This window comes from Asticcacaulis sp. AC460, assembly GCF_000495795.1.
In the GTDB taxonomy this organism is placed as follows: Bacteria; Pseudomonadota; Alphaproteobacteria; order Caulobacterales; family Caulobacteraceae; genus Asticcacaulis.
In genome coordinates, this window is sequence record NZ_AWGD01000025.1 from 1 (window position 1) to 20,355 (window position 20,355).

Below are 20,355 nucleotides of genomic sequence, written 5' to 3' on the forward strand. Positions count from 1 at the left end.
CCTGCTGGCCCGCGCCGCCCGCGCCCGAGCCACGCTGGACGGCCGCGACTACGTGCTGCCGGACGACATCAAGGCGCTGTACCGGCCGTGCATGCGTCACCGTGTCCTGCTGTCGCCCTCGGCCGAAATCGAGGGCCAGACGGTCGATAACGTCCTCCAGGGCCTGCTCGAGAAGATCGAGATTCCGCGGTAATGTCCTTCTATCCCACTCCGCGACTGCTGGCGTTGCTGGCCCTGGGCGTTCCGATCGCCATAGGGGTGGGCATGTATGCGCCACACGTCTGGATGTGGACGCCGCTGGTCATGGCGCTGCTGTTCGTCCTGGCGGTGCTGGACGGGGTGTTCGCGCCGGTCGCGCAGGCGTTAGGCTTCCATCTGGTATTGCCCAAGTCGCTGGGGGTGGGGCGTCCGTATGAGGTGCCGTTCGTGGCGCGGTTTTCCGCCTGGCGCCTTCCGGGGCGCCTGGAACTGCGCCTGGGCCTGAACCGTCTGCTGGCGGGCTCAACCTATGACCGCAAGCTGGACAAGCATGATGACAAGGGTTTTCACGGTACGCTGACGCTCAAGGCCGCCGCGCGCGGGCCCGGCGAGATCGATGCCGCCTATCTGCGCTGGACGGGTTTCCTGGGGCTGGTCTATGTCCAGAAGAAGGTTGCCCTGGATGCCCGAGTCACCATTACGCCCGACCTCAAGGGCGTCGAGCGCGACGCGTCGGACCTGTTCTCGCTGGACAATATCTATGGCGTGCGGGTCCAGAACCAGCTTCACAATGGTTCGGAATACCATGCCCTGCGCGAATACGACGCGTCACAGGACCATCGCCGCATCGACTGGCGGTCGTCGGCGCGCCATCTGAAACTGCTGTCGCGCGAATTCCAGGCCGAACGCAATCACCATATCGTCCTGGCCTACGACACCGGCCGGCTGATGGGCGAGCCCCTGGCGGGTCTGAAGCGGCTGGACCGGGCCATCTATGCCGGCCTGCTGCTGGGCTATTGCGCGCTGAAGATCGGCGACAATATCCGCACCTTCGCCTTCGCCTCCAAGCCCTATCACGCGGCGCCGATGATGTCGGGCACCCAGGCCTTCGAGGCCCTGAAACATCAGCTGTCCGGGCTCGACGATTCCGAGGAGGAGTCCAACCATACCCTGGCCCTGGCGGATCTGAACGCCAAGGTCGGACGGCGGTCGCTGATCATCCTGTTCACCGACTTTATCGACGAAGTTTCCGCCGACCTGATGCTGGAAAGCCTGAACCGGCTCAGCAAGAAGCACCTGGTCCTGTTCGTTGCCTTCAAGGATGAGGTGGTCGACAACCTGATGGAGACCGTGCCGTCCCAGCCCGAGGACGTCACGCGCGCGGTCTTCGCCCGCCGCCTGGCGATGCAGCGCGAACGCGTCTTTTCCATCCTGCGCCGCCAGGGCGTCGAGGTCCTCGAAGCACCAACCGAGGACATGGCGACCGCCATCGTGACCAAATACCTGGCGCTGAAACGCGCCGACCGGTTGTAGGGGAGGGAGTTCCACCATGGCTGAAAACCCGGATCGCAATGCCCCGAAGCCCGCGCTGCAGCTGAAAAGCCAGAAGTTCCGCGAGGCGCGCCAGGGTGACTGGCGGCTGCTCAATGCCCAGCTCGAAAAGGCTGAGCGCGATGGACTTAAGAGTTTCTCCATCGATGAGCTGCTGAACCTGCCTGTGCTGTACCGCTCGGCCATGTCGTCGCTGTCGATGGCCCAGTCGATCTCGCTGGACCGCAACCTGATCACCTATCTGCAGACCCTGTGCGCCCGCGCCTATGTCAATATCTATGGCCCGCAGACCCGTCTGAAAGAGGTCCTGGCAGGCTTCTTCGTCCGCGCCTGGCCACGCAGCTTTCGTTCCCTTGGGCTGGAACTGATCCTGGCCTTCGTGCTGTTTTTCGGCGGCGCCGTTCTGGGCTGGCTCCTGTGCGCCCAGGATCCGACCTGGTACGGCTTCTTCATGCCGGGCGAATACCGCTCGGTCGACAGTTCGGTTGCCGAACTGAAGGAAACCCTCGGGGGTAATACCGAAGACCAGGCCTTGTCGCCGTTTGCGGTCTTCCTGATGGGGCACAACACCCAGGTGGCCATCATGGCCTTTGCTTTCGGCATCATGTTCGGCCTGCCGAGCGTCGCCCTGCTGATCCTCAACGGCATCCCCCTGGGGGCCATGCTGTGGCTGTTCCATTCCAAGGGACTTGGCCTGGAATTTGCCGCCTGGCTCAGCATCCACGGCACCACGGAATTGTTCGCCATCATCATCGCGGGGGCGTGCGGGCTGCATATCGGCCGCCGCCTGATCTTCCCGGGGGACCAACCGCGCAGGGATTCGCTGATGGACGCCGGCCGGCTGACCGGGACGGTGATGATCGGCGTCGCCGCCATGCTGACGGTCGCTGGTTGCCTGGAAGGTTTCGGCCGTCAGCTGATCACGGAAAGCTGGATCCGGTTCGCTATCGGGGGCGCCATGCTGACCCTGTGGCTGAGCTATTTCTTCTTCGTCGGGCGGGAGCGCAAGCATGGCTAAGCCGGCTAAACGCGACCTGATGAGCGACGCGCCCTATGGCGAATACGGTCGCACGGCGACGATGATCGCCACGCCGGAAGGTGTCATCCTGCCGTTCATCAACGCCTCGTTCGGCGAGCGCCTGGGGGCGCTGATGATCGACTTTCTGATCATGGCGGCGATTCCGATCGTCGTGTTGATCGTTTGGGTCATTCTGCCGCTGGAGCATTTCAGCGATGATCACAAGGCGGCGTCTTCGATCCTGCAGGTCGTGTCGCTGGCCGCGTGGTTCTTTGCGCGCTCGGGCTATTTCATGTTCTTCGAAATGGGCCCCAAGGCGGCGACACCCGGTAAGCGCGCCCTGAAGCTGCGCGTAGTCGCCCATGACGGCGGGCGCCTGACGCCGGCAGCGGTCTTCACCCGAAATGCGCTGCGCGAAGTCGAGCTGTATATCCCGTTGGGGGTGATCTTGCAAACCTCGGCCGGCATGGGGAATTCCTGGGTCAGTCTGGCGGCCCTGCTGTGGGCGCTGGCCCTGGTCCTGCTTCCGTTGTTCAATAAACAGCATGCCCGGCTCGGCGATTTTCTGGCCGGGACGCGTGTCATCCACATCCCCAAGGCGTCCCTGAGTTACGATCTGGCCGATCTGGACGGTGACGCCCATCTGGGCCTGACCTTCACCCCGGATCAATTGGCCTATGGCGAGATGGAACTGCAGGTGCTGGAGCAAGTCCTGCGCGAACGCAAGCCGGCGGTGATGCGCGCCGTCGCCGACAAGATCAAGGCGCGGATCAACTGGCAGGCGCCGAAGAATTCCGCCGACATGCCTTCGGACGAGGCCTTCCTGCGCGCCTATTACGGTGCGTTGCGGGCGTGGCTGGAAGGCAAGATGCTGATGGGCAAGCGCCGCAAGGACAAGCACGACGCGGCGCTGACCTGAACAGGCCTTCGGGCCTATTCGAAAACGGAGGCTGCCTGGCTGGCACTCTGCTTGCCGGGGACCTGGCGCAGGCAGACATAGATCGCGGCGACGAAGATGTTGGTCAGGACGTCGCCGACAGCCTCGAAGACGATATTTATGGTCTGCAGGACCGACATGAATTTGCCTTCCTGCAATTCGCCGGGCTCAATCCCTGAGCCGAGCGCCGCCACGCCGACTCCGCGTTCGGCGACATAGATCGGTACGGAGACGCAACTGGCCAGGGCCCAGATGATGCCCGGGACGATCAGCAGAATCATACCGCCCAGGATCATCAGGTTGACCAGGATAGCGATGATGAACAGGGGAATGATGTTGCTTACGGCATTACCAATGGCGGCGCCGATATCGGCGCGCTTGTTCACCGACCGCAATATGGCGACCTCGGTGACCATGGACAGGTTGATCAGTTTAAGCAGCCAGATGATGACGCTGCCGCCGGCCAACCAGGCCCACTCCAGCGGTTGCGCTGCCTGGACGTGATTGGTCCAGTCGTAAATGCCGAAACCGATCTGGTAGACCAGGCCATAGCTGATGGCGACGGCCGGTAGAACTACCCCGATCAGGCCCAGCGCGAAGAACAGCGCGAAATTTTTGCCCAGCAGGTCGAAGAAGCGTGAAAACGGTGCCCCGAAATCCAGGCGCATGGCGGTCCCCCTAAATGATCGTCCATTGTTGAGGGTAAGCCGGTCCACGGATTTTGCCAAGCGGCAATCGGCCGCGCCAAAAACCGCAACTCGTGGGATTTTTCGCTTGCCTTTGCAATGGTTTTTGCCTTGGGTGTCGCAGTTGCGAAAGATGGCTTGCAAGGTTCGATGCGATGAAGATTACGATGATTGGTTCGGGGTATGTGGGCCTGGTTTCGGGTGTCTGCCTGGCCGAATATGGTCACGATATCGTCTGCATGGACAAGGATGTCGCCAAGATCGAAGGCCTGCGCAATGGCAAGATGCCTATCTTTGAACCGGGCCTGGAAGAAATGGTCCGCGACAACGTCAAGGCCGGCCGTCTGCGCTTTTCGACCGACATGGCGGACTGCGTGCCCGAGTCCGAAGTGGTCTTCATCGGCGTCGGCACCCCGACCAATAAGGAAACCGGCCACGCCGACCTGAAATATGTCTACGCTGTGGCCGAGGAAATCGCCCGCCACGTCAAGGACTTCACCGTCGTGGTCACCAAGTCGACCGTGCCCGTCGGCACCGGCGACGAGGTCGAGCGGATCATCGCCCGGACCAATCCGAAGGCCGATGTCGCGGTGGTGTCCAATCCGGAATTCCTTCGCGAAGGCGCGGCGATCAAGGATTTCATGATCCCCAACCGCATCGTCGTCGGTATCGAGGATCAGCGCGCCCGTCCGGTAATGACCGAGGTCTATCGCCCGCTGTTCATCAACCAGGCCCCGTTGATGATCACCACGCGCCGCACCTCGGAACTGATCAAGTACGCGGCCAACGCCTTCCTGGCCCTTAAGATCACCTATATCAACGAGATGGCCGACCTGTGCGAGGCCGTCGGTGCCAATGTTCAGGAAGTCGCCCGTGGTATCGGGCTCGATAACCGTATCGGCACCAAGTTCCTGCACGCCGGTCCGGGCTATGGCGGGTCGTGCTTCCCCAAGGACACCCTGGCCCTGGTCAAGACCGCCCAGGACTTCAACGCGCCGACGCAACTGGTCGAGGCGACCGTCGCTGTCAACGAAAGCCGCAAGGCCAAGATGGCGCAAAAGGTGATCAAGGCGGCCGGCGGGTCGGTCGCCGGCAAGACCATCGCCGTGCTGGGACTGACCTTCAAGCCCGAGACCGATGACATGCGGGACTCACCGGCCATCGTGATCATCGAGGAACTGGTCAAGGCCGGCGCCACCATTCGCGGCTATGACCCCGAAGGTATGGAAAATGCCCGCCTGGTCCTGCCGCCGATCAGCTATTGCGACGGCCCCTACCAGGCCGCCGAAGGCGCCGATGCCGTGGTCATCGTGACCGAATGGAACGAATTCCGCGCTCTGGATCTGAAGCGCATCAAGGCCGCGGTCAAGGCGCCGCTGCTGGTCGATTTGCGCAATATTTACCGCAAGGACGAAGTCGCGCGCCATGGCTTCCGCTATGTCTGCGTCGGCCGTCCGGGCGAGGAAATTACCGCCTGAGAGCGCCCCTCAACCCAAAAGGTTGAATTATTACAGTATGTAAAGCGCCGTGAGTGATCACATTCCATATGGCGTCCTTATTTTTTTGACGGCACTTTATACGTGTCCCTTCGGGGGGATTCCGCACATTCGATAAAAACTGCGCCCTGCCGGCGCGGATAAGATAGTTATGAATATCAAGGATGATGACGACGGTACATTGGACGGCTATCTGGCCGCCATCGTCGAATCGTCGGACGACGCCATCATCGGCAAGACGCTGGACGGCAACATCACCGCCTGGAACGCCGCCGCCGGGCGGTTGTTCGGTTATACGCCGGATGAGGCGATCGGCCAGCATATCAGCCTGATCATCCCCAAAGACCGCCTGGACGAGGAATTCGTCATCATCGGCAAGGTCAAGGGTGGACAAAGAATCGAGCATTTCGAAACCATCCGTCAACGTAAGGATGGCCGCCCCATCGATATTTCGCTGACCGTGTCGCCGATCAAGGACGCCAAGGGACGGATCGTCGGGGTCTCGAAGATTGCGCGCGACATTTCCATCGCCAAACGCGCCGAACGCCTGGCGGCGTCGCTGAACGCTATAGTCGATTCTTCGGACGACGCCATCGTCTCCAAGACCCTGGACGGCGTGATCACATCCTGGAACCCTTCGGCGGTACGCATCCTGGGTTATTCGCCGGAAGAGGCGATCGGGCAGCATATCGGCCTGATCATTCCGCCCGATCGGATCGACGAAGAATATGCCATCATGGGCAAGGTCAAGGCCGGCCAGAAGGTCGATCATTTCGAGACCGTGCGCCGGCATAAGGACGGCAGCTTCGTCGAACTGGCGGTGACGGTCTCGCCGTTGCTGGACGGTCAGGGGCGGGTCATGGGGGCCACAAAGGTGGCGCGGCCGATCGCCGAGACCAAGCAGACCGAGCGTGCCCTGCGTGAAAGCAACCGCCGCAAGGACGAGTTCCTGGCCAACATGTCGCATGAATTGCGCACCCCGATGAATGCCGTCATCGGTCTGGCCCACATTCTCAGTCTGTCGCAGAACCTCAATCCCAAGGAGCAGCAGTGCGTCTCGATGCTTCGGCAGAGCGGCGACAATCTGCTGGTGCTGATCAACAACCTGCTCGACTTTTCCAAGCTGGAAGCCGACGCCCTGCAGCTTGAGACCGTCGAGTTCAACCCCGCCGACATCGTCGAACAGACCGTCATCCTGATGCAGATCAAGGCACAGGAAAAGGGTCTGCCGATCCGCATCGGCTACGACCGCGATCTGAAGGACCGTTATTGCGGCGATCCTGTCCGGCTGCAGCAGATTCTGACCAACCTGCTGGCCAATGCCGTCAAATTCACCGACGAGGGCCAGATCGAGATCAATGTCCGTCTCAAAAGCGAGCACCTGGCCGACAGTATCCTGGTCTTCGAAGTGAGCGATACCGGCATAGGCATTGCCGAGGACAAGGCCGACATCATCTTCGACAAGTTCACCCAGGCTGACGCGTCGACGACGCGCAAATATGGCGGATCCGGGCTGGGGCTGTCGATTTGCCAGGCGATTGCCCGCGCCATGGAGGGGACGATATCGGTGGTCAGCCGGCCCGGGATCGGCTCCACCTTCACCGTGGAACTGCCCTTCATGAACGCAAGCCGCCAGTCGCTTCTGACGCCGCGCAGCGAGGCACCAGAACGCCAGCACCGCAATGTGCTGGTGGTTGAGGACTACGAGCCCAACACGCTGGTGGCGACGACCATGATCGAGCATCTGGGTTACAGTTTCGACGTCGCCCAGAACGGCATGGAGGCGTTGCGCAAGGCCGAACGCGGCACGTTCGACGTCATCCTGATGGACATCCAGATGCCGGGCATGGACGGGTTCGAAAGCACACGGCTGATCCGCGATTACGAGGCCGAGCAACATATGGAGCCGACGCCGATCGTCGCCATGACCGCTCACGTGCTCGACAAGGACAAGAACCTGTGCATCGAAGCCGGCATGAACGACTTCATCCCCAAGCCGTTCGATCCGGGCCTGCTGCGCGATATCCTGGCGCGTTATGCCGGCCGCGAAAGCGCGCGGGTCAGCGCCTAGCCTCATGTTTATCCCAAAAGTGGACGCCACTTTTGGGATAAACATGAGGCGTCCTGAAAAATGATTTTACCCGATATTAAGGCCGTTCCGGGCAGTCTGATCCAAACCATAATGGGGAGACAGATGAGCGAGCCTGCGCCGCGTATCGACACGCCGGAATCCCGCGTGCCCGACACCGCCGAAATCGTGGCGCGAATTTCCGCGATCGCCGGTACGCTGGGCTTGGAACTGGTGTCGGTATCCGGTGCGGTCGACGATGTCATCGCCCGCCACAGCGTCCAGATGGAGGACCTGAACCGCCTGGCCGCAGCCGCGGCGATCGTCTCCGACCAGAACGCGCAGATCATGGCGGCCGCCCGAGCCGCCGAGGACGTCATCGATCGGTCAGCCGAGGAAACCCGCCGTCGTGTCCACGACACCACCCATGCCATGGAAACCTGGGTCAGCAGCGCCGATGGCGCCGCGACCCGGATCAGCGCCCTGTCGCAATCCATCGATTCCGTTGGCGCCATCGCCAAATCGATCGAAACCATCGCCGCCAATACCAACCTGCTGGCTCTGAATGCCACGATCGAAGCGGCGCGGGCCGGGGATGCCGGCCGCGGCTTTGCCGTCGTCGCCCAGGAGGTCAAGGCGCTGTCCAACCAGACACGCGAGGCGTCCCAGCGTATCCAGAAGACCCTGTCGGAGCTGACCGGAGAGATCCGCAGCCTGACGCAGAGCAGCGCCGAAACCCTGGCCATGGCGCGGCGCATGGCGGGCCAAACCTCGGGCAGCGACCGGTCGGCGTCCCTGGCATCGCTGGGTGAAGCCTTCGACCGGGTGCGCGGTTCGGTGCATACGGTGACCGAAGGCGCTCAGGCCATTCACGGCCGGTCGGAAGATCTGCGCGCCGGCCTCACCCATCTGGCCGGCGATGTGAAGGCCCTGGATGGCCTGCTGCTGGACGGTGGCAAGCGGCTGGTTACTGTCGCCATGAGCGGCGAGCAGATCATGCAGGCGACCAATGCCGCGGGTGTACGTAATGGCGACAGTCCGTTTCTGGTGTCTGCGGAAGATGCCGCCGGCCGGATCGGCGCCTTGTTCGAGAAGGCGGTGGCAGATGGGGTGATTTCCCTGGCAGACCTGTTCGATGAATCCTACGCGCCGATCGCCGGTAGCGATCCACAGCAATATATGACGCGGTTTGTCGGCCTGACCGACCGGCTGCTGCCCGATATCCAGGAAGCCATTTTGAGCTCGGACAGCCGTATCGCTTTTTGCGCGGCGGTGGATCGCAAGGGCTTCCTGCCGACGCATAACCGCAAGTTCTCGCAACCCCAGCGGCCCGGTGAGACGGAATGGAACACGGCCAACTGCCGTAACCGCCGGCTATTCAATGACCGGGTAGGCTTGCGCGCCGGCAGCAACAGCGGCGAACCTCTGGTCCAGGCCTATCGCCGCGCCATGGGCGGCGGCAAATTCGTGATGATGAAGGACATTTCCGCGCCGATCAGCGTCCATGGCCGCCATTGGGGCGGTTTCCGGATTGGGGTTCTTGCCTGAACCTATGTGCGCCCGCGCTTACGAAAAGTGGCGGAACCACGGATAAGGCACGGATGCCCGGCCTTCGGCCGGGACACGGATCAACACGGATTTCATGAAGGTTGAACCGGTCGCGCGAAACCACATGAAATGACCATGGCGCAAAATGCCGTCCAAAAATCGAGTGGAATATCGCACAACAGAAAGAGCCCCCTGAAATCCGTGCCTTTATCCGTGTCCGCGAAGCGGCATCCGTGACTTTTCCGGGGTTCCAATTTAGGTAAGCGCGGCCATTCTTACGGCTGAAAGCAGACCACCTTAACTTCCGCCTGTCCCGTACATCATCTTGGGATCACGCCATGGCGCCGTTGATGAGCGCAGCACGATATCGTGTTGGAGGATCTGATGCGGCGCGGGATTGGGCCATTCGCCATTGCCCGACAGTCGCGTAAACAGCAGGTCGCCCGCCGCTGCCCCCAGGCGAGCCACGGGCTGGCGCACCGTCGTCAAGGACGGCCACAGCATCTCCGCCGTCGGGATGTCGTCGAACCCGACCACGCTCAAATCTTCTGGCAGGGTGAAGTTCAGTTCGTGCGCCACCTTGATCACCGCGGCGGCCATTTCGTCGTTCGACGCGAATACGGCGGTCGGCCGGTCCGCCCGGTTCAGCAGGCGGTGGGCGCAGGGAATGGCGGCGAAATAGCGGAAGTCTCCGTTTTCCACCAGGGTAGCATCGATCTCGATCCCGGCCTCTGTCAGGGCCTGTTCGAAGCCGGCATAGCGCAGCGTGGTGGCGGCATGGATGGGCAGGCCACGAATAAAGCCGATGCGGCGGTGGCCGATGCTGATCAGGTGCTGAGTCAGTTGATAGGCGGCGCGCTTCTCGTCGATGCGCACCGACGGGATGGTGCGCGACTCGACCTGGGGTGTTACCCGGACATAGGGGATGCCGGCCTCTTCCAGAACGCCCTGCACCAGCTCATTGTCGGTCAGGGGCGCGGTCAGGACCGCGCCGTCCAGTTTGAGCCGGCGGACCAGGTCGCGGGCGCGGCGTTCGACATCGGGGCTTTGGTAGTCCAGTTCCTCGATGACGAGATGATAGCCGAAATAGCGGCAGCGCGACAACAGGCCCAGTTGGATGTCTGAGGTATAGGCGCCGCCCGGATCGCCATAGAGCTGACCGATGACATAGGAGCGTTCGGGATTCAGGGTGCGCATGCCACGCGCCGAAGCATTGGCTGCGAAGCCCAGTTCGGCGACGGCGCGGCCCACCCGGGCGCGCATGTCGGCCGAGACATGCTTTTCGTTGTTGATGACGCGCGATACGGTCTTGATCGAAACCCCGGCTTTTTCGGCAACGTCGATGATGGTAGGTCTGCGGTCCAAAAGTCTTCTCTTAGCGTTTGACGGACATGAAACGTTGGGCGGGCGGCTCGGCGTAGCCGTGATTGTAGACCTGATCGATCAGAGCACGGTGCGTCGGCAGGTCGCGCGCCGCCTGGTCGCCGATCAGGGCAACCTTGTCGAAGATGGCTTTCGCCTCGGCGATCTTGGGGTGGCTGTCGCGCTGGGCCGAAAGATCGGTCGCGAAGTTCATGCCGTACAGGATGTACTGATAGTTGAAGTAGGCAAAGGTATCGATGTCGTCCAGTACGTCGAAGCGCGACGGCATGCGATGTTGCCACATGGCCAGGAGTTCGTTCAACTCGTCCGGTATGGTGGCCGGATCGCAGTTTTCGCGCCAGAAGGACTCGGGGCGCTTGCTGATACAGTAGTGAAGCTTCAGGAAGTTGACGAGCTTCTCGTTGCGCAGGGTCATCAGCCGGTTGAAGATGGTGGCGTTGGCGTCGATCGGTCCGGCATGGGGGAAGTATTCGGTCAGCATGCCGATGGCGACCTCGATCAGCATGATGCCGGTGGCTTCCAGCGGTTCAAAGAAGCCGCCCGACAGACCGATGGCGACGCAGTTCTTGATCCATTGCTGTTCGCGGTAGCCGGTGTCGAACCGGATCACCCGGGTCGAGAAATCGGTAGCGGTGGGGCCGACGTAGTTTCGCAGAACCTCTTCGGCGCGTTCGTCGCTGGTATGGTCGGAGCTGTAAACATAGCCGACGCCTCGGCGGACATCGAGGCCGATGTCCCAGGTCCAGCCGGCTTCGTGGCCGGTCGAGACGGTGTAGCTTTCGATCGGCGCATCCGGCCTGGCGTAGGGGACCTGACAGGCGATGGCGCGGTCGGTCAGCAGCTGTTTGCGCACCGATTTGTACGGCGAGCCCAGGGCCTTGCCGATCAGGACAGCGGCAAAGCCGGTGCAGTCGACATAGAGGTCGGCGTTCAGTTCGCCATGGCTGTCGGTGACGACGCCGGCAATGCTGCCGTCCTGCGCCAGTTTCACATCGTTGATGCGGCCCTGCAGGTGGGTGACGCCCATGGAGATGGCATGGCGCGACAGCAGTTTGGCGAACTTGCCGGCATCGAAATGGTAGGCGTAGTTGAGGGCGCCGCCGAAGCGGTTCTCATATAGCCGCTTGGGCGCGCGTTGGGTCTCGGCGACCTTCTTCTGCAGCGCCACGGCCTGGGCGAAGGGCAGGCGGGTGGCTTCGTCCTGCAGCAGCCAGTAGGGCAGGAGGCCGGCGCCTTCTACGGGGTAGGGCGGGTCGAAGGGATGGAAATACCAGCTGTCCTTCTTTTCCCAATCGGCGAAGCGGATGCCCTGTTTGAAAGTGGCGGTGGCCTCGCGCAGGAAGGTTTCCTCGTCGAGGCCCAGGGTCTGCAAGGTGGTGCGGATGGTGGCGAAACTGCCTTCGCCGACGCCGATTGTGCCGATCTCGGGTGACTCGATCAGGGTGATCTGCGGGCAGGTCGGTTTGCCGTGGCCCAGGACGCGCGCCAGGTAGGCGGCCGTCAGCCAGCCGGCCGTACCGCCGCCTGCGATCAGGACTCTGCGTGGAGACGTCATGGAGTTTGGCATACTGTTTTTATGTTAGCGTTATCAGGCACGGTAACACGGCTCTGACAACAGGGCAAGTCCTGACAGGACAGCGATGCGTCGCGAGTCAGTCATCATACGCTGCTGAATTAATGCAGTTTTTTGGTGACTGACCCGCGTTCGATGTCCTGTTGTCAGGTGTCTTTGTCAGGTTCTCTGGATCAGGGTTTTTGATAGACCCGGACATAGTCGATCTGCATGGCATAGGGGAAGGCGGCATCGTCGACGCCGCTGACGCCACCGAAATCGCCGCCAACCGCGACGTTCAGGATCAGGAACTGCGGCCGGAAGAAGGGCCATTCGTTGTAGTTGCTGGTGCCGTCGTTGCGGTAGCTGAAATAGTTGCGGCCGTCGAAGCCCATGGTGACGCGATCAGCGGTCCAGGTCATCTGATAGGTGTGCCAGGCCGAGCAGGCATCGGCGACATTGGAGATGACGCTCTTCTGGTTGTTGAGGACGTGGTAATAGGCCTTGGTGTGGACGCTCTGGTAGACCTTGCCGGCATTCCACCCGACATATTCCATGATGTCGATTTCACCGTCGTCGGGCCAGTTCGTGTAGGGCGCTGCCGGGAGTTGCCAGATGGCCGGCCAGCCACCGCGGGCGCACGGCACCAGGGCGCGGACCTCGACATAGCCATAGGTGTAGGTCTTTTTCGACACCACGCGGGCGGAGCTGTACTGCTGGCCGCCATAGTCCGGCATGGTGGTCAAGGCTTCCTTGCGCGCCTCGATCAGCAGCTTGCCGCTCTCGACGCGGGCATTTTCCAGGCGGCTGGCGGAATAGTACTGTTTCTCGTTGTTGTACCAGCCGGCCGAATTGCGGAAGGTGTCGTAGCCCCACAGGGTCGGATCGGGCAGTCCGTCGGTATTGAACTCATCCGACCAGGCCAGGGTGTAGCCGGTGGGCATGCCGCCGACCTCGTCGATGGCGGTGATGCCCGGGCCGGACGCGGTGCTGCTGGAGGAAGACGAGGAAGAGGAGCCACCACCTCCGCCGCCGCCGGAACTGCCGCCGCCTCCACCGCCACAGGCGGCCAGGGTCGCCAGGGATACAACGGCAACAGCGGACAGGATTTTAGGGAAAGCGATAGGGTTCACGGGTCTTGCTCCGGCTAAAAAGTATGTCGGTTTTTGTTTCGCAAGACGCCGGTTTCCGGTCGTTGTGCTGACCTTAGGAGGTTTGTGACAGATTGGCTATGAAAAAATCCCGCCGGGAGAATCCGGATATGAAATCCGGATCAGTGGAACCAGATGACGATGGCGGCGGTCACGCTCAGCAAGGCGATCGAGAGATAGCGGTAGTTCTTGTACCATTTGACCGTCTTCAGGTGCTCAGTTTCGGCTTGCCAGACGGCTTTGGAGAACATCAGCGGGCCGACCTTGACCGGATCGGGCGCCGGCCCCAGGCGGCTGCCGATAAGGATGGCGGCGAAGGCGACCAGGAAGATAACCATGGCGGCGTCGAGATAGTGGATCGGGATCAGGTGGAAGGCGATCGAGTCGACGAACATAACCAGGCTGGCCGTCGTGCCTGCGATCAGACCGGCGCCGGCGCCGGGATTGTTGACGCGTTTCAGGAACAGGCCGGCGATGAAAACGGCGGCGATCGGCGGCACGAAATAGCACAGCAGGGATTGCAGGTACTGCCACAGCGTGTCCTTGAACAGCATGATCTGGGGCGCCCAGGCGATGGACAAGGCCATGATCACCGCCGTGACGATCTGACCGGTACGGACCAGGTCCTGTTCGGTCAGGTTGGGCTTGAAGCGGCGGACGAAGTCCATGGTGATCAGGGTTGAGGTCGAGTTGTAGATACCTGCCAGGCCCGAGACGATCGAGATCAGGCAGGCGGCGATGATCAGGCCGCGCAGGCCATCGGGCAGGACGTCGAAGACGATGTGCGAAAAGACCTGATCGGACTGTTCCAGGTTGGGCGACAGCAGCAGCATGGCGGCGCCCGGCAGGCAGACCAGGAACAGGCTTGTCAGTTTCAGCGCCGCGCCCAGCAGCGAGCCCAGGCGGCCATCATCCAGCGACCGCGCCGCCAAGACCCGCTGGACCATCATCTGCGAGGTACACCAGAAATAAAAGCCGATCAGCGGAATGCCGGTCAGTAGTCCGGACCATGGGACCGTCGGATCGTCGAGCGGTCTGACCAGGGACAGTTTTTCCGCCGGCACCTGGGCCATCATGGCGTTCCAGCCAGCCAGGGGCGAGCCGCCGACCGCCGAGAAGGTGAACCAGGCCAGGGCCGCCACGGTGAAGACCATGACCAGGCCCTGGACCGACTCGAAGCTCATCACGGTGCGCAGGCCGCCGGCGATCAGGAAGCCGCCGGCCAGCAGGGAGAGCAGTGCGCAGACCTGCCATAGCGGCCAGTCGGGAACCATGATCTGGAACAGGATGGCGCCGGCGAACAGCCCGCCCGCTGCGTCCAGGAAGATGCCCAGCAGGCAGGCCAGGGCCGAGACATAGGTGCGAACGAACTTGCCGTAGCGCATTTCGAGGAATTCGGGGACGGTGAAGACCTGGGACTTGATGTAGGTCGGCAGGACGAAGGCGCAAAAGATGGTCAGGACCACCGCCGCCATCCATTCGTAGTTGAAGACGCTGATGCCGTGGGCGTAGGCCGTGCCGGTCAGGCCGACCAGGGTGGTGGCCGAGATGGTCGAGGCATAAAGCGACAGGCCGATCTTGGGCCAGGTGGCCGACTGCCCGCCGAGGAAATGGTCGCGGGCCTTCAGCGAGCGGTGACGGTCGATCACGCCGTAGATGATCAGGCCGACGATATAGAGGCCGAAAACGGCGAGGTCGAGCAGGCTCAAGGTCCGCGCCGGCATATCTTCATCCCTGATCGTGTTATGATTTTCGCGAACTAGAGCATAGATTCGGAAATTTGAAAGCGCTTTCCGCACCGGCTGGTCTGGCGCGAAGCAGGAGGTGACGATGAAACGAGTCCTGTTGGCGGCGATGTGGCTGGTTTGGGTGGCTCCGGTTTGGGCCGGGGAAGCCGATGATCGTTTCGTCAAGCTGTACAGCGAGGAGTGGTCGTGGCGCCAGAGCCTGCTGGCCAGCAGCGAGGATGCGCTGACCGTCGAGGTGCCGGCCCATCTGCCCGACATCAGCGCCACGGCGCAAAACGAACGGCTGATCTACTGGCAGGCCATTCAGGCTCAGGTGGCAGCGATCGATCCGGTGACTCTGACGGCAGAGAACCAAGTCAACTATGCCGTCTACAAGGCCCAGATCGACGCCTTGGTCGATCGGCAGGCCTTCCGCGACTATGAGATGCCGGTCAATTCCGACAGCGCCTTCTGGAGCGACCTGGTCTACACGGCCGATCTCGATTTCCGCACCGAGCAGGATTACCGCAACTATATCAGCCTGTTGTCGGAGGTGCCGCGCTATTTCGACCAGGCCACGGCCAATATGAAGACCGGGCTGAAGCGCGGGTTTACACCGCCGAAGGTGACCCTGACCGGCCGCGACCAGTCGGTGCTGTCGGTGATCAATGCGAAACCGCAGGATAGCGCCTTCTACAAGCCATTCGTGACCATGCCGGCCAATATGCCGCCGGCCCTGCAGGCGCAACTGCGGGCGGAGGGGGTAAAGGTCATCGATGACGCGGTCATTCCGGCCCATCGTAAGCTATTGGCTTTTCTGCAGAAGGACTATGTCCCCAAGGCGCGGATCAGCCTGGGCGCCAGCGAACTGCCGGACGGTGTGGCCTATTACCAGGCGAAGATCCGCGAATACACCACGCTGGACCTGACGCCGGACCAGATCCACGAGACGGGTTTGCAGGAGGTCGCCAAGATCCGCGCCGAAATGCTGGCCATCATGCAGGAGGTCGGGTTTGAAGGCGACCTGCCGGCGTTTCTAACCTTTCTGCGCAGCGATCCGAAATTCTATGCGCAGACGCCCCAGGCCCTGCTGGACCGGGCGGCGTGGATTTCCAAGACGGTCGACGGTAAGATCGGCGACTGGATCGGCCGGTTGCCGCGCCAGAGGTTCGGCATTATCCCGGTGCCGCCGGATATCGCGCCCTATTATACGACGGGTCGGGGCGGGCCAGGCGTCTATCTGGTCAATACCTATGACCTGAAGTCGCGACCGCTGTTTCAGTTGACGGCCCTGACCTTGCACGAAAGCGCGCCGGGCCATGCCTTCCAGATGCCGTTGGCGCTGGAGAATAAGGCGCTGCCGGAGTTCCGCCAGAAGACGTATATTTCGGCCTATGGCGAGGGCTGGGCGCTTTATACCGAACGTCTGGGTGTCGAGATGGGGGTGTACGAGACGCCCTATGACCGCTTCGGCATGCTGAGCTACCAGATGTGGCGGGCGTCGCGGCTGGTGGTCGATACCGGCATCCATGCCAAGGGCTGGACGCGCGAACAGGCCCAGGCGTTTCTCCGTGACAACACGGCCTTGTCGGAACATGAGGTAACGACCGAGATCGACCGTTACATCTCGTGGCCCGGTCAGGCGCTGAGCTACTATCTGGGGCAGATGGCGATCTGGGACGCGCGGCATAAGGCGGAGGCGGCGCTGGGCGACCGGTTCAATATCCGCGCGTTTCACGACTCGGTTCTGGAACTGGGCAGCGTGCCCCTGCCGGTGATGAGCGCCCATATCGACCGGTTTATCGCGGGTGGTGGCGTTGGACCTTATCCGGATGAGGAATAGCTGAGTCAAATCGAGCGGTTGGCCGGGTGCGTTACGGTTGTTCGATCGATAGGAATGTTGCTGGTGTGTCGCTATTGGTGGGGTGAATATTATCTTGTTATTTCAGTATCTTGTGGTGGTGGGTTTATAATTTGATTCCGGTGGGCTGTGGCGACTGACTTCATCCTTTGCCTCAGCCTCGGCTTTCAGTCTATCGGATCGTGGCAGAAGACGATCTCGTGGTCGTTCAATTCGCGCAGTTTTGCCATCGAGGCACGCATCTCGGCTTCGTTATGATAGACCAGACGCGCCGCTCCGGAGGGGGGACGGTCCTCCACAACGGCCTTTGTCAACCATTGAGCGTCAGCCGCATAGACCAGTTTATGCTCTGGCCAGATCAGACCGGTATGGCCCACCGCGTGGCCGGGCAGGTCGAGGGTGATGAGTGAGCCGTCGCCGAAGATGTCTCGGTCCATGACTTCCAGCGGGGTCAGGCGCTGGGTGAAGTCATCCGGCAGCAGTTCGGTGAAGATGCCGTGGCGGACACGCTGCCAGGTCGATTGCGCCTTCAGTTCCGGCCAGCCGGCGGCCAGGAGACGGGCTTTCGGGAAACGCCTCAGGCCGCTGATATGGTCGGCATGGAAGTGGGTGATGAAGACGGCGTGGACGTCGTCGGGGCCGTATCCCATTTGCGCCAGGATCGTTTCCGGCTGGTCGGCCAGTTTCGGTCTTATGGCGGCGGCGTAGAGGGTGAGGGGCAGGCTGCGGCGGCCGGAGGTGACTTCCGGGCCGTAGCCGGTATCGATCAGGATGGGGCCGTGTTTCGGATGAACCCAGACCCCGAAACGGACGCCCAAGGTGACCTTGTCCCGGCGGCCGTTTTTCAGGACCAGGCGTTCGGGGACGGTGACCGTGGCGCTGTTGGCGAAGACCGGCTTCATGCGAAGGTCCTCCGCAAGCCGTTGGCGAAGTCGATCTGCGGCGCATAGCCCAGGCCGCGCCGGGCCGCCGTCAGGTCCAGAGTCTGGCTGTAGGCCATGACGCCGACGCTATAGGTGGTGAATATTGGCTCGGGTTGGCCCGGCGTCAGTCGCGCCAAAAGTTCGGCGGTGCGAGCGGCGAACAGGGCCAGGCCGACCGGAATGCCTGTAAAGCGCGGCGTAATGCCGGCGTGGCCGCAGGTCTGTTCAATGATGGATTTTATGGTTTGGGGCGCGCCGCCGGAGATGTTGTAGGTGCCGGTGGCACGGCTCATCAAAGCGCAGGTAATGCCGCCAACGACGTCGTCGACATGAGTCAGATCGGTGACGGCATCGCCATGGCGCAGCAGGGGCAGGGCGCCATCTTTGGCTGCCCGGACCAGGCGCGGCAGCAGGGTGGTGTCGCCACGGCCGTACAATCCGCGCGGGCGGATGATGACGGCGTTAGGGTGGGCGCGGACCAGAGCCTCGGCCTGCTGTTTCGACTCGGCATAGGCGTTGACCGGGGGCGGCAGGGGATCATTTTCGTTTTGATCCAGTTGATCGCGGAAGCGGAAATAGACCGATGGCGAGCTGATGAAGACAAAGCGGTCCGCCCCCAGCCGGTCGGAAAGGGCAAGGGCGTTTTGCGTGCCGGTCACATTGGCCGCCTGGAAGGCTTTGCGCGGTCCCCAGTTGGACGACAAGGCGGCGGCATGGATGAAGGCGTCCACTGGCGGCAGGGAGAGGCCGGGACCGGGCTGAGACAGATCGAGCGCATGGAAACCGATACCGTCAATCTTGAGCGCGGCGCCTTTGGCGGCGTCACGGCCCAGTCCGATGACCTCATGGCCCAGGTGATGGAGATGGCGGCAGAGGTGACCGCCGAGGAAACCGGTCGCTCCGGTGACGACAATCCTCACGACACGCACGCGGCGCGGACAGGAACGGCAGGCATGGCAAAACCCCAGATACGGCGCGAGGCCGGCACGCTCACCACACGCGCCGGCAGATATCTGCGCGGCGATATTTCCTAACCAGCCCCGGTTAAGCCATGCATATCATAGCCGATCAGGCTTTTTGAAGGCAGATAACGGTAACGCTTGTTATTTCAGCGACGCGTCGTTGCCGAGCGCGCGATAGAGCGCCACCAGATTGGCAGCGCGCAGGTAGCGCAGGTTGATCAGGCTCTGTTGCGAACCGTACAGGGTGCGCTGGGCATCGAGTAGGGTCAGGTAGCTGTCGCTGCCGGCGGAATAGCGGGCATTCGACAGGTCGAAGGTGCGTTGCGCGGCGTTGGTCGCGGCGGTCTGGGCGTCCAGGCGTTCGTCAATACGAGCGCGCACGGCCAGGGCCTGGTTGACGTCGTTGAAGGCCGACTGGATGGCGCGTTCGTACTGGACGACGGCGATGTCCTGGCGGGCTTTCGCGCCACGCAGGGCGTTGATTGGACCGCCGCCGGCGAAGATCGGCATGTTGATGCCGACGCCATACGACCAGCGGCCGTTGCCGGACTCGAAAAGGGACCCGAGGTCGCTGCTGGCGAAGCCTGTCGAACCTGTCAGGGAGATGGACGGGAACATGGCGGCACGGGCGGCGCCGATATCGGCATTGGCGGCCCTGAGGTTATGTTCGGCGCTCAGGACGTCGGGCCGGGCCAGCAGGACTTCCGACGGCAGGCCGACCGGGACGTCGGCGACGGCATTGCCGGGCAAGGTCTGGGGGATCAGATTTTCGGGCAGGGTTGTTCCGACCAGCAGGGTCAGGGCGGATTTATCCTGGTCGACGGCGGTTTCGAGCGCGGCGACTTCGGCGCGCGACTGTTCCAGCAGTGTGGTCTGCTGGCTCAGCTCCAGATCTCCTATGACTCCGATACGGGCGCGGCCTTCGGCAATCCGATAGGCTTCCTGGCGTGAGGTGTAGGTGTCGCGGGCCAGGCGCAGGGCGTCCTGGTCGGCGGCCAGGGTCAACCAGGCATTGGCGACCGAAGCGATCAGGCTGATTTCGACGGCGTCGCGATTGGCTTCCGACGCGAAAAAGTCTTCGAGCGCGGCGTTCTTCAGGCTGCGGATGCGGCCGAACAGGTCCAGTTCCCAGGACAGGCCGAGATTGGCGTTGTAGGATTCGCTGTCGCCGTCGGCATCGGTGTGTGATTTGCTGCCCGAGCCGGAGGCGTCGACGCCCGGCAGCAGGCCAGCGCGCTGGATGCCGTAGACGGCGCGTGCCTGTTGCACGTTGAAGGCTGCAATGCGCAGGTCGCGGTTGTTGGTCAGCGCCAGGTCGACGGTCTGCTGGAGCTGTGGGTCGAGGAAGAGCTCGCGCCAGGTGAGTTGGGTATTCGATGCCTGTGGCGCTGGTGCCGACCACTGTGGGGCGACGGGCAGGGCGGGCTGTTCGTACTTCGGCGCCAGGGTGCAAGCAGAGAGAGCCAGGGCGGGCAGAAGAAGAGCTGCGGTCAATCCCTTCTTATACTCCCCC

The 20,355-nt window shown here is 62.3% G+C and carries 15 protein-coding genes and 1 pseudogene; 8 read left to right on the plus strand and 8 right to left on the minus strand.

Annotated elements, in window-relative coordinates:
* From ABAC460_RS0124725 to ABAC460_RS38545, 4 genes and pseudogenes are all read left to right on the plus strand, one after another.
* Window positions 1-193 (plus strand): annotated as a pseudogene (locus ABAC460_RS0124725) (AAA family ATPase); the annotation flags it as partial.
* Window positions 193-1,512 (plus strand): DUF58 domain-containing protein, encoded by a 1,320-nt coding sequence (locus tag ABAC460_RS38535; RefSeq protein WP_023454071.1) that lies wholly within the window; start codon window positions 193-195, stop codon window positions 1,510-1,512. The pseudogene ABAC460_RS0124725 and the gene ABAC460_RS38535, both read left to right, overlap by 1 nt.
* A 16-nt stretch (window positions 1,513-1,528) precedes the next feature.
* Entirely contained in the window at window positions 1,529-2,548 is a 1,020-nt protein-coding gene (locus ABAC460_RS38540) for a stage II sporulation protein M (protein ID WP_023454072.1), read from the plus strand.
* On the plus strand, window positions 2,541-3,467 hold the full coding sequence (locus ABAC460_RS38545; RefSeq protein ID WP_023454073.1) for an RDD family protein: 927 nt from the start codon (window positions 2,541-2,543) through the stop codon (window positions 3,465-3,467). The genes ABAC460_RS38540 and ABAC460_RS38545 overlap by 8 nt, the downstream gene beginning before the upstream one ends.
* A gap of 14 nt (window positions 3,468-3,481) precedes the next feature.
* Here the strand turns inward: ABAC460_RS38545 and ABAC460_RS38550 are convergent, their stop codons facing one another.
* A complete protein-coding gene (locus ABAC460_RS38550) occupies window positions 3,482-4,153 on the minus strand; it encodes a hypothetical protein (RefSeq protein WP_023454074.1) in 672 nt (223 codons plus the stop codon).
* Between the two features lie 173 nt (window positions 4,154-4,326).
* Between ABAC460_RS38550 and ABAC460_RS38555 the strand changes: the two genes are divergently transcribed.
* The 3 genes from ABAC460_RS38555 to ABAC460_RS38565 all read left to right on the plus strand — a co-directional run bounded on the left by ABAC460_RS38555 (window position 4,327) and on the right by ABAC460_RS38565 (window position 9,283).
* Window positions 4,327-5,649, plus strand: a complete 1,323-nt coding sequence (locus tag ABAC460_RS38555; RefSeq protein ID WP_023454075.1) for a UDP-glucose dehydrogenase family protein — start codon at window positions 4,327-4,329, stop codon at window positions 5,647-5,649.
* 169 nt (window positions 5,650-5,818) lie between these two features.
* A complete protein-coding gene (locus tag ABAC460_RS38560; RefSeq protein WP_023454076.1) occupies window positions 5,819-7,738 on the plus strand; it encodes a PAS domain-containing hybrid sensor histidine kinase/response regulator in 1,920 nt (639 codons plus the stop codon).
* A gap of 123 nt (window positions 7,739-7,861) precedes the next feature.
* Window positions 7,862-9,283, plus strand: coding sequence for a methyl-accepting chemotaxis protein (locus tag ABAC460_RS38565; protein WP_023454077.1), 1,422 nt, complete (start codon window positions 7,862-7,864; stop codon window positions 9,281-9,283).
* 297 nt (window positions 9,284-9,580) lie between these two features.
* Here the strand turns inward: ABAC460_RS38565 and ABAC460_RS38570 are convergent, their stop codons facing one another.
* From ABAC460_RS38570 to ABAC460_RS38585, 4 genes are all read right to left on the minus strand, one after another.
* Window positions 9,581-10,648, minus strand: coding sequence for a LacI family DNA-binding transcriptional regulator (locus ABAC460_RS38570; RefSeq protein WP_023454079.1), 1,068 nt, complete (start codon window positions 10,646-10,648; stop codon window positions 9,581-9,583).
* Between the two features lie 10 nt (window positions 10,649-10,658).
* A complete protein-coding gene (locus ABAC460_RS38575; RefSeq protein ID WP_023454080.1) occupies window positions 10,659-12,221 on the minus strand; it encodes a tryptophan halogenase family protein in 1,563 nt (520 codons plus the stop codon).
* Between the two features lie 191 nt (window positions 12,222-12,412).
* Window positions 12,413-13,351 (minus strand): glycoside hydrolase family 16 protein, encoded by a 939-nt coding sequence (locus ABAC460_RS38580; protein ID WP_023454081.1) that lies wholly within the window; start codon window positions 13,349-13,351, stop codon window positions 12,413-12,415.
* 140 nt (window positions 13,352-13,491) lie between these two features.
* Window positions 13,492-15,093: a sodium:solute symporter family transporter gene (locus ABAC460_RS38585; RefSeq protein WP_023454082.1), complete on the minus strand. Its 1,602-nt coding sequence runs from the start codon at window positions 15,091-15,093 to the stop codon at window positions 13,492-13,494.
* Window positions 15,094-15,199: 106 nt separating this feature from the next.
* Between ABAC460_RS38585 and ABAC460_RS38590 the strand changes: the two genes are divergently transcribed.
* Entirely contained in the window at window positions 15,200-16,939 is a 1,740-nt protein-coding gene (locus ABAC460_RS38590; RefSeq protein ID WP_023454083.1) for a DUF885 domain-containing protein, read from the plus strand.
* A 185-nt stretch (window positions 16,940-17,124) separates the two neighbouring features.
* Here the strand turns inward: ABAC460_RS38590 and ABAC460_RS38595 are convergent, their stop codons facing one another.
* The 3 genes from ABAC460_RS38595 to ABAC460_RS38600 all read right to left on the minus strand — a co-directional run bounded on the left by ABAC460_RS38595 (window position 17,125) and on the right by ABAC460_RS38600 (window position 20,336).
* Window positions 17,125-17,859 (minus strand): MBL fold metallo-hydrolase, encoded by a 735-nt coding sequence (locus tag ABAC460_RS38595; protein ID WP_023454084.1) that lies wholly within the window; start codon window positions 17,857-17,859, stop codon window positions 17,125-17,127.
* Complete coding sequence (locus ABAC460_RS0124730) at window positions 17,856-18,809, minus strand: NAD-dependent epimerase/dehydratase family protein (RefSeq protein ID WP_369794115.1); 954 nt, start codon at window positions 18,807-18,809, stop codon at window positions 17,856-17,858. The genes ABAC460_RS38595 and ABAC460_RS0124730 overlap by 4 nt, the downstream gene beginning before the upstream one ends.
* A 174-nt stretch (window positions 18,810-18,983) precedes the next feature.
* Entirely contained in the window at window positions 18,984-20,336 is a 1,353-nt protein-coding gene (locus ABAC460_RS38600; protein ID WP_023454087.1) for an efflux transporter outer membrane subunit, read from the minus strand.
* Between the last annotated feature and the right edge of the window lie 19 nt (window positions 20,337-20,355).

Coding starts and splice junctions, on each gene's coding strand:
- ABAC460_RS38535 (WP_023454071.1), top strand. CDS start 193: ATGTCCTTCTATCCCACTCCGCGACTGCTGGCGTTGCTGGCCCTGGGC.
- ABAC460_RS38540 (WP_023454072.1), top strand. CDS start 1,529: ATGGCTGAAAACCCGGATCGCAATGCCCCGAAGCCCGCGCTGCAGCTG.
- ABAC460_RS38545 (WP_023454073.1), top strand. CDS start 2,541: ATGGCTAAGCCGGCTAAACGCGACCTGATGAGCGACGCGCCCTATGGC.
- ABAC460_RS38550 (WP_023454074.1), bottom strand. CDS start 4,153: ATGCGCCTGGATTTCGGGGCACCGTTTTCACGCTTCTTCGACCTGCTG.
- ABAC460_RS38555 (WP_023454075.1), top strand. CDS start 4,327: ATGAAGATTACGATGATTGGTTCGGGGTATGTGGGCCTGGTTTCGGGT.
- ABAC460_RS38560 (WP_023454076.1), top strand. CDS start 5,819: ATGAATATCAAGGATGATGACGACGGTACATTGGACGGCTATCTGGCC.
- ABAC460_RS38565 (WP_023454077.1), top strand. CDS start 7,862: ATGAGCGAGCCTGCGCCGCGTATCGACACGCCGGAATCCCGCGTGCCC.
- ABAC460_RS38575 (WP_023454080.1), bottom strand. CDS start 12,221: ATGACGTCTCCACGCAGAGTCCTGATCGCAGGCGGCGGTACGGCCGGC.
- ABAC460_RS38585 (WP_023454082.1), bottom strand. CDS start 15,093: ATGCCGGCGCGGACCTTGAGCCTGCTCGACCTCGCCGTTTTCGGCCTC.
- ABAC460_RS38590 (WP_023454083.1), top strand. CDS start 15,200: ATGAAACGAGTCCTGTTGGCGGCGATGTGGCTGGTTTGGGTGGCTCCG.
- ABAC460_RS38595 (WP_023454084.1), bottom strand. CDS start 17,859: ATGAAGCCGGTCTTCGCCAACAGCGCCACGGTCACCGTCCCCGAACGC.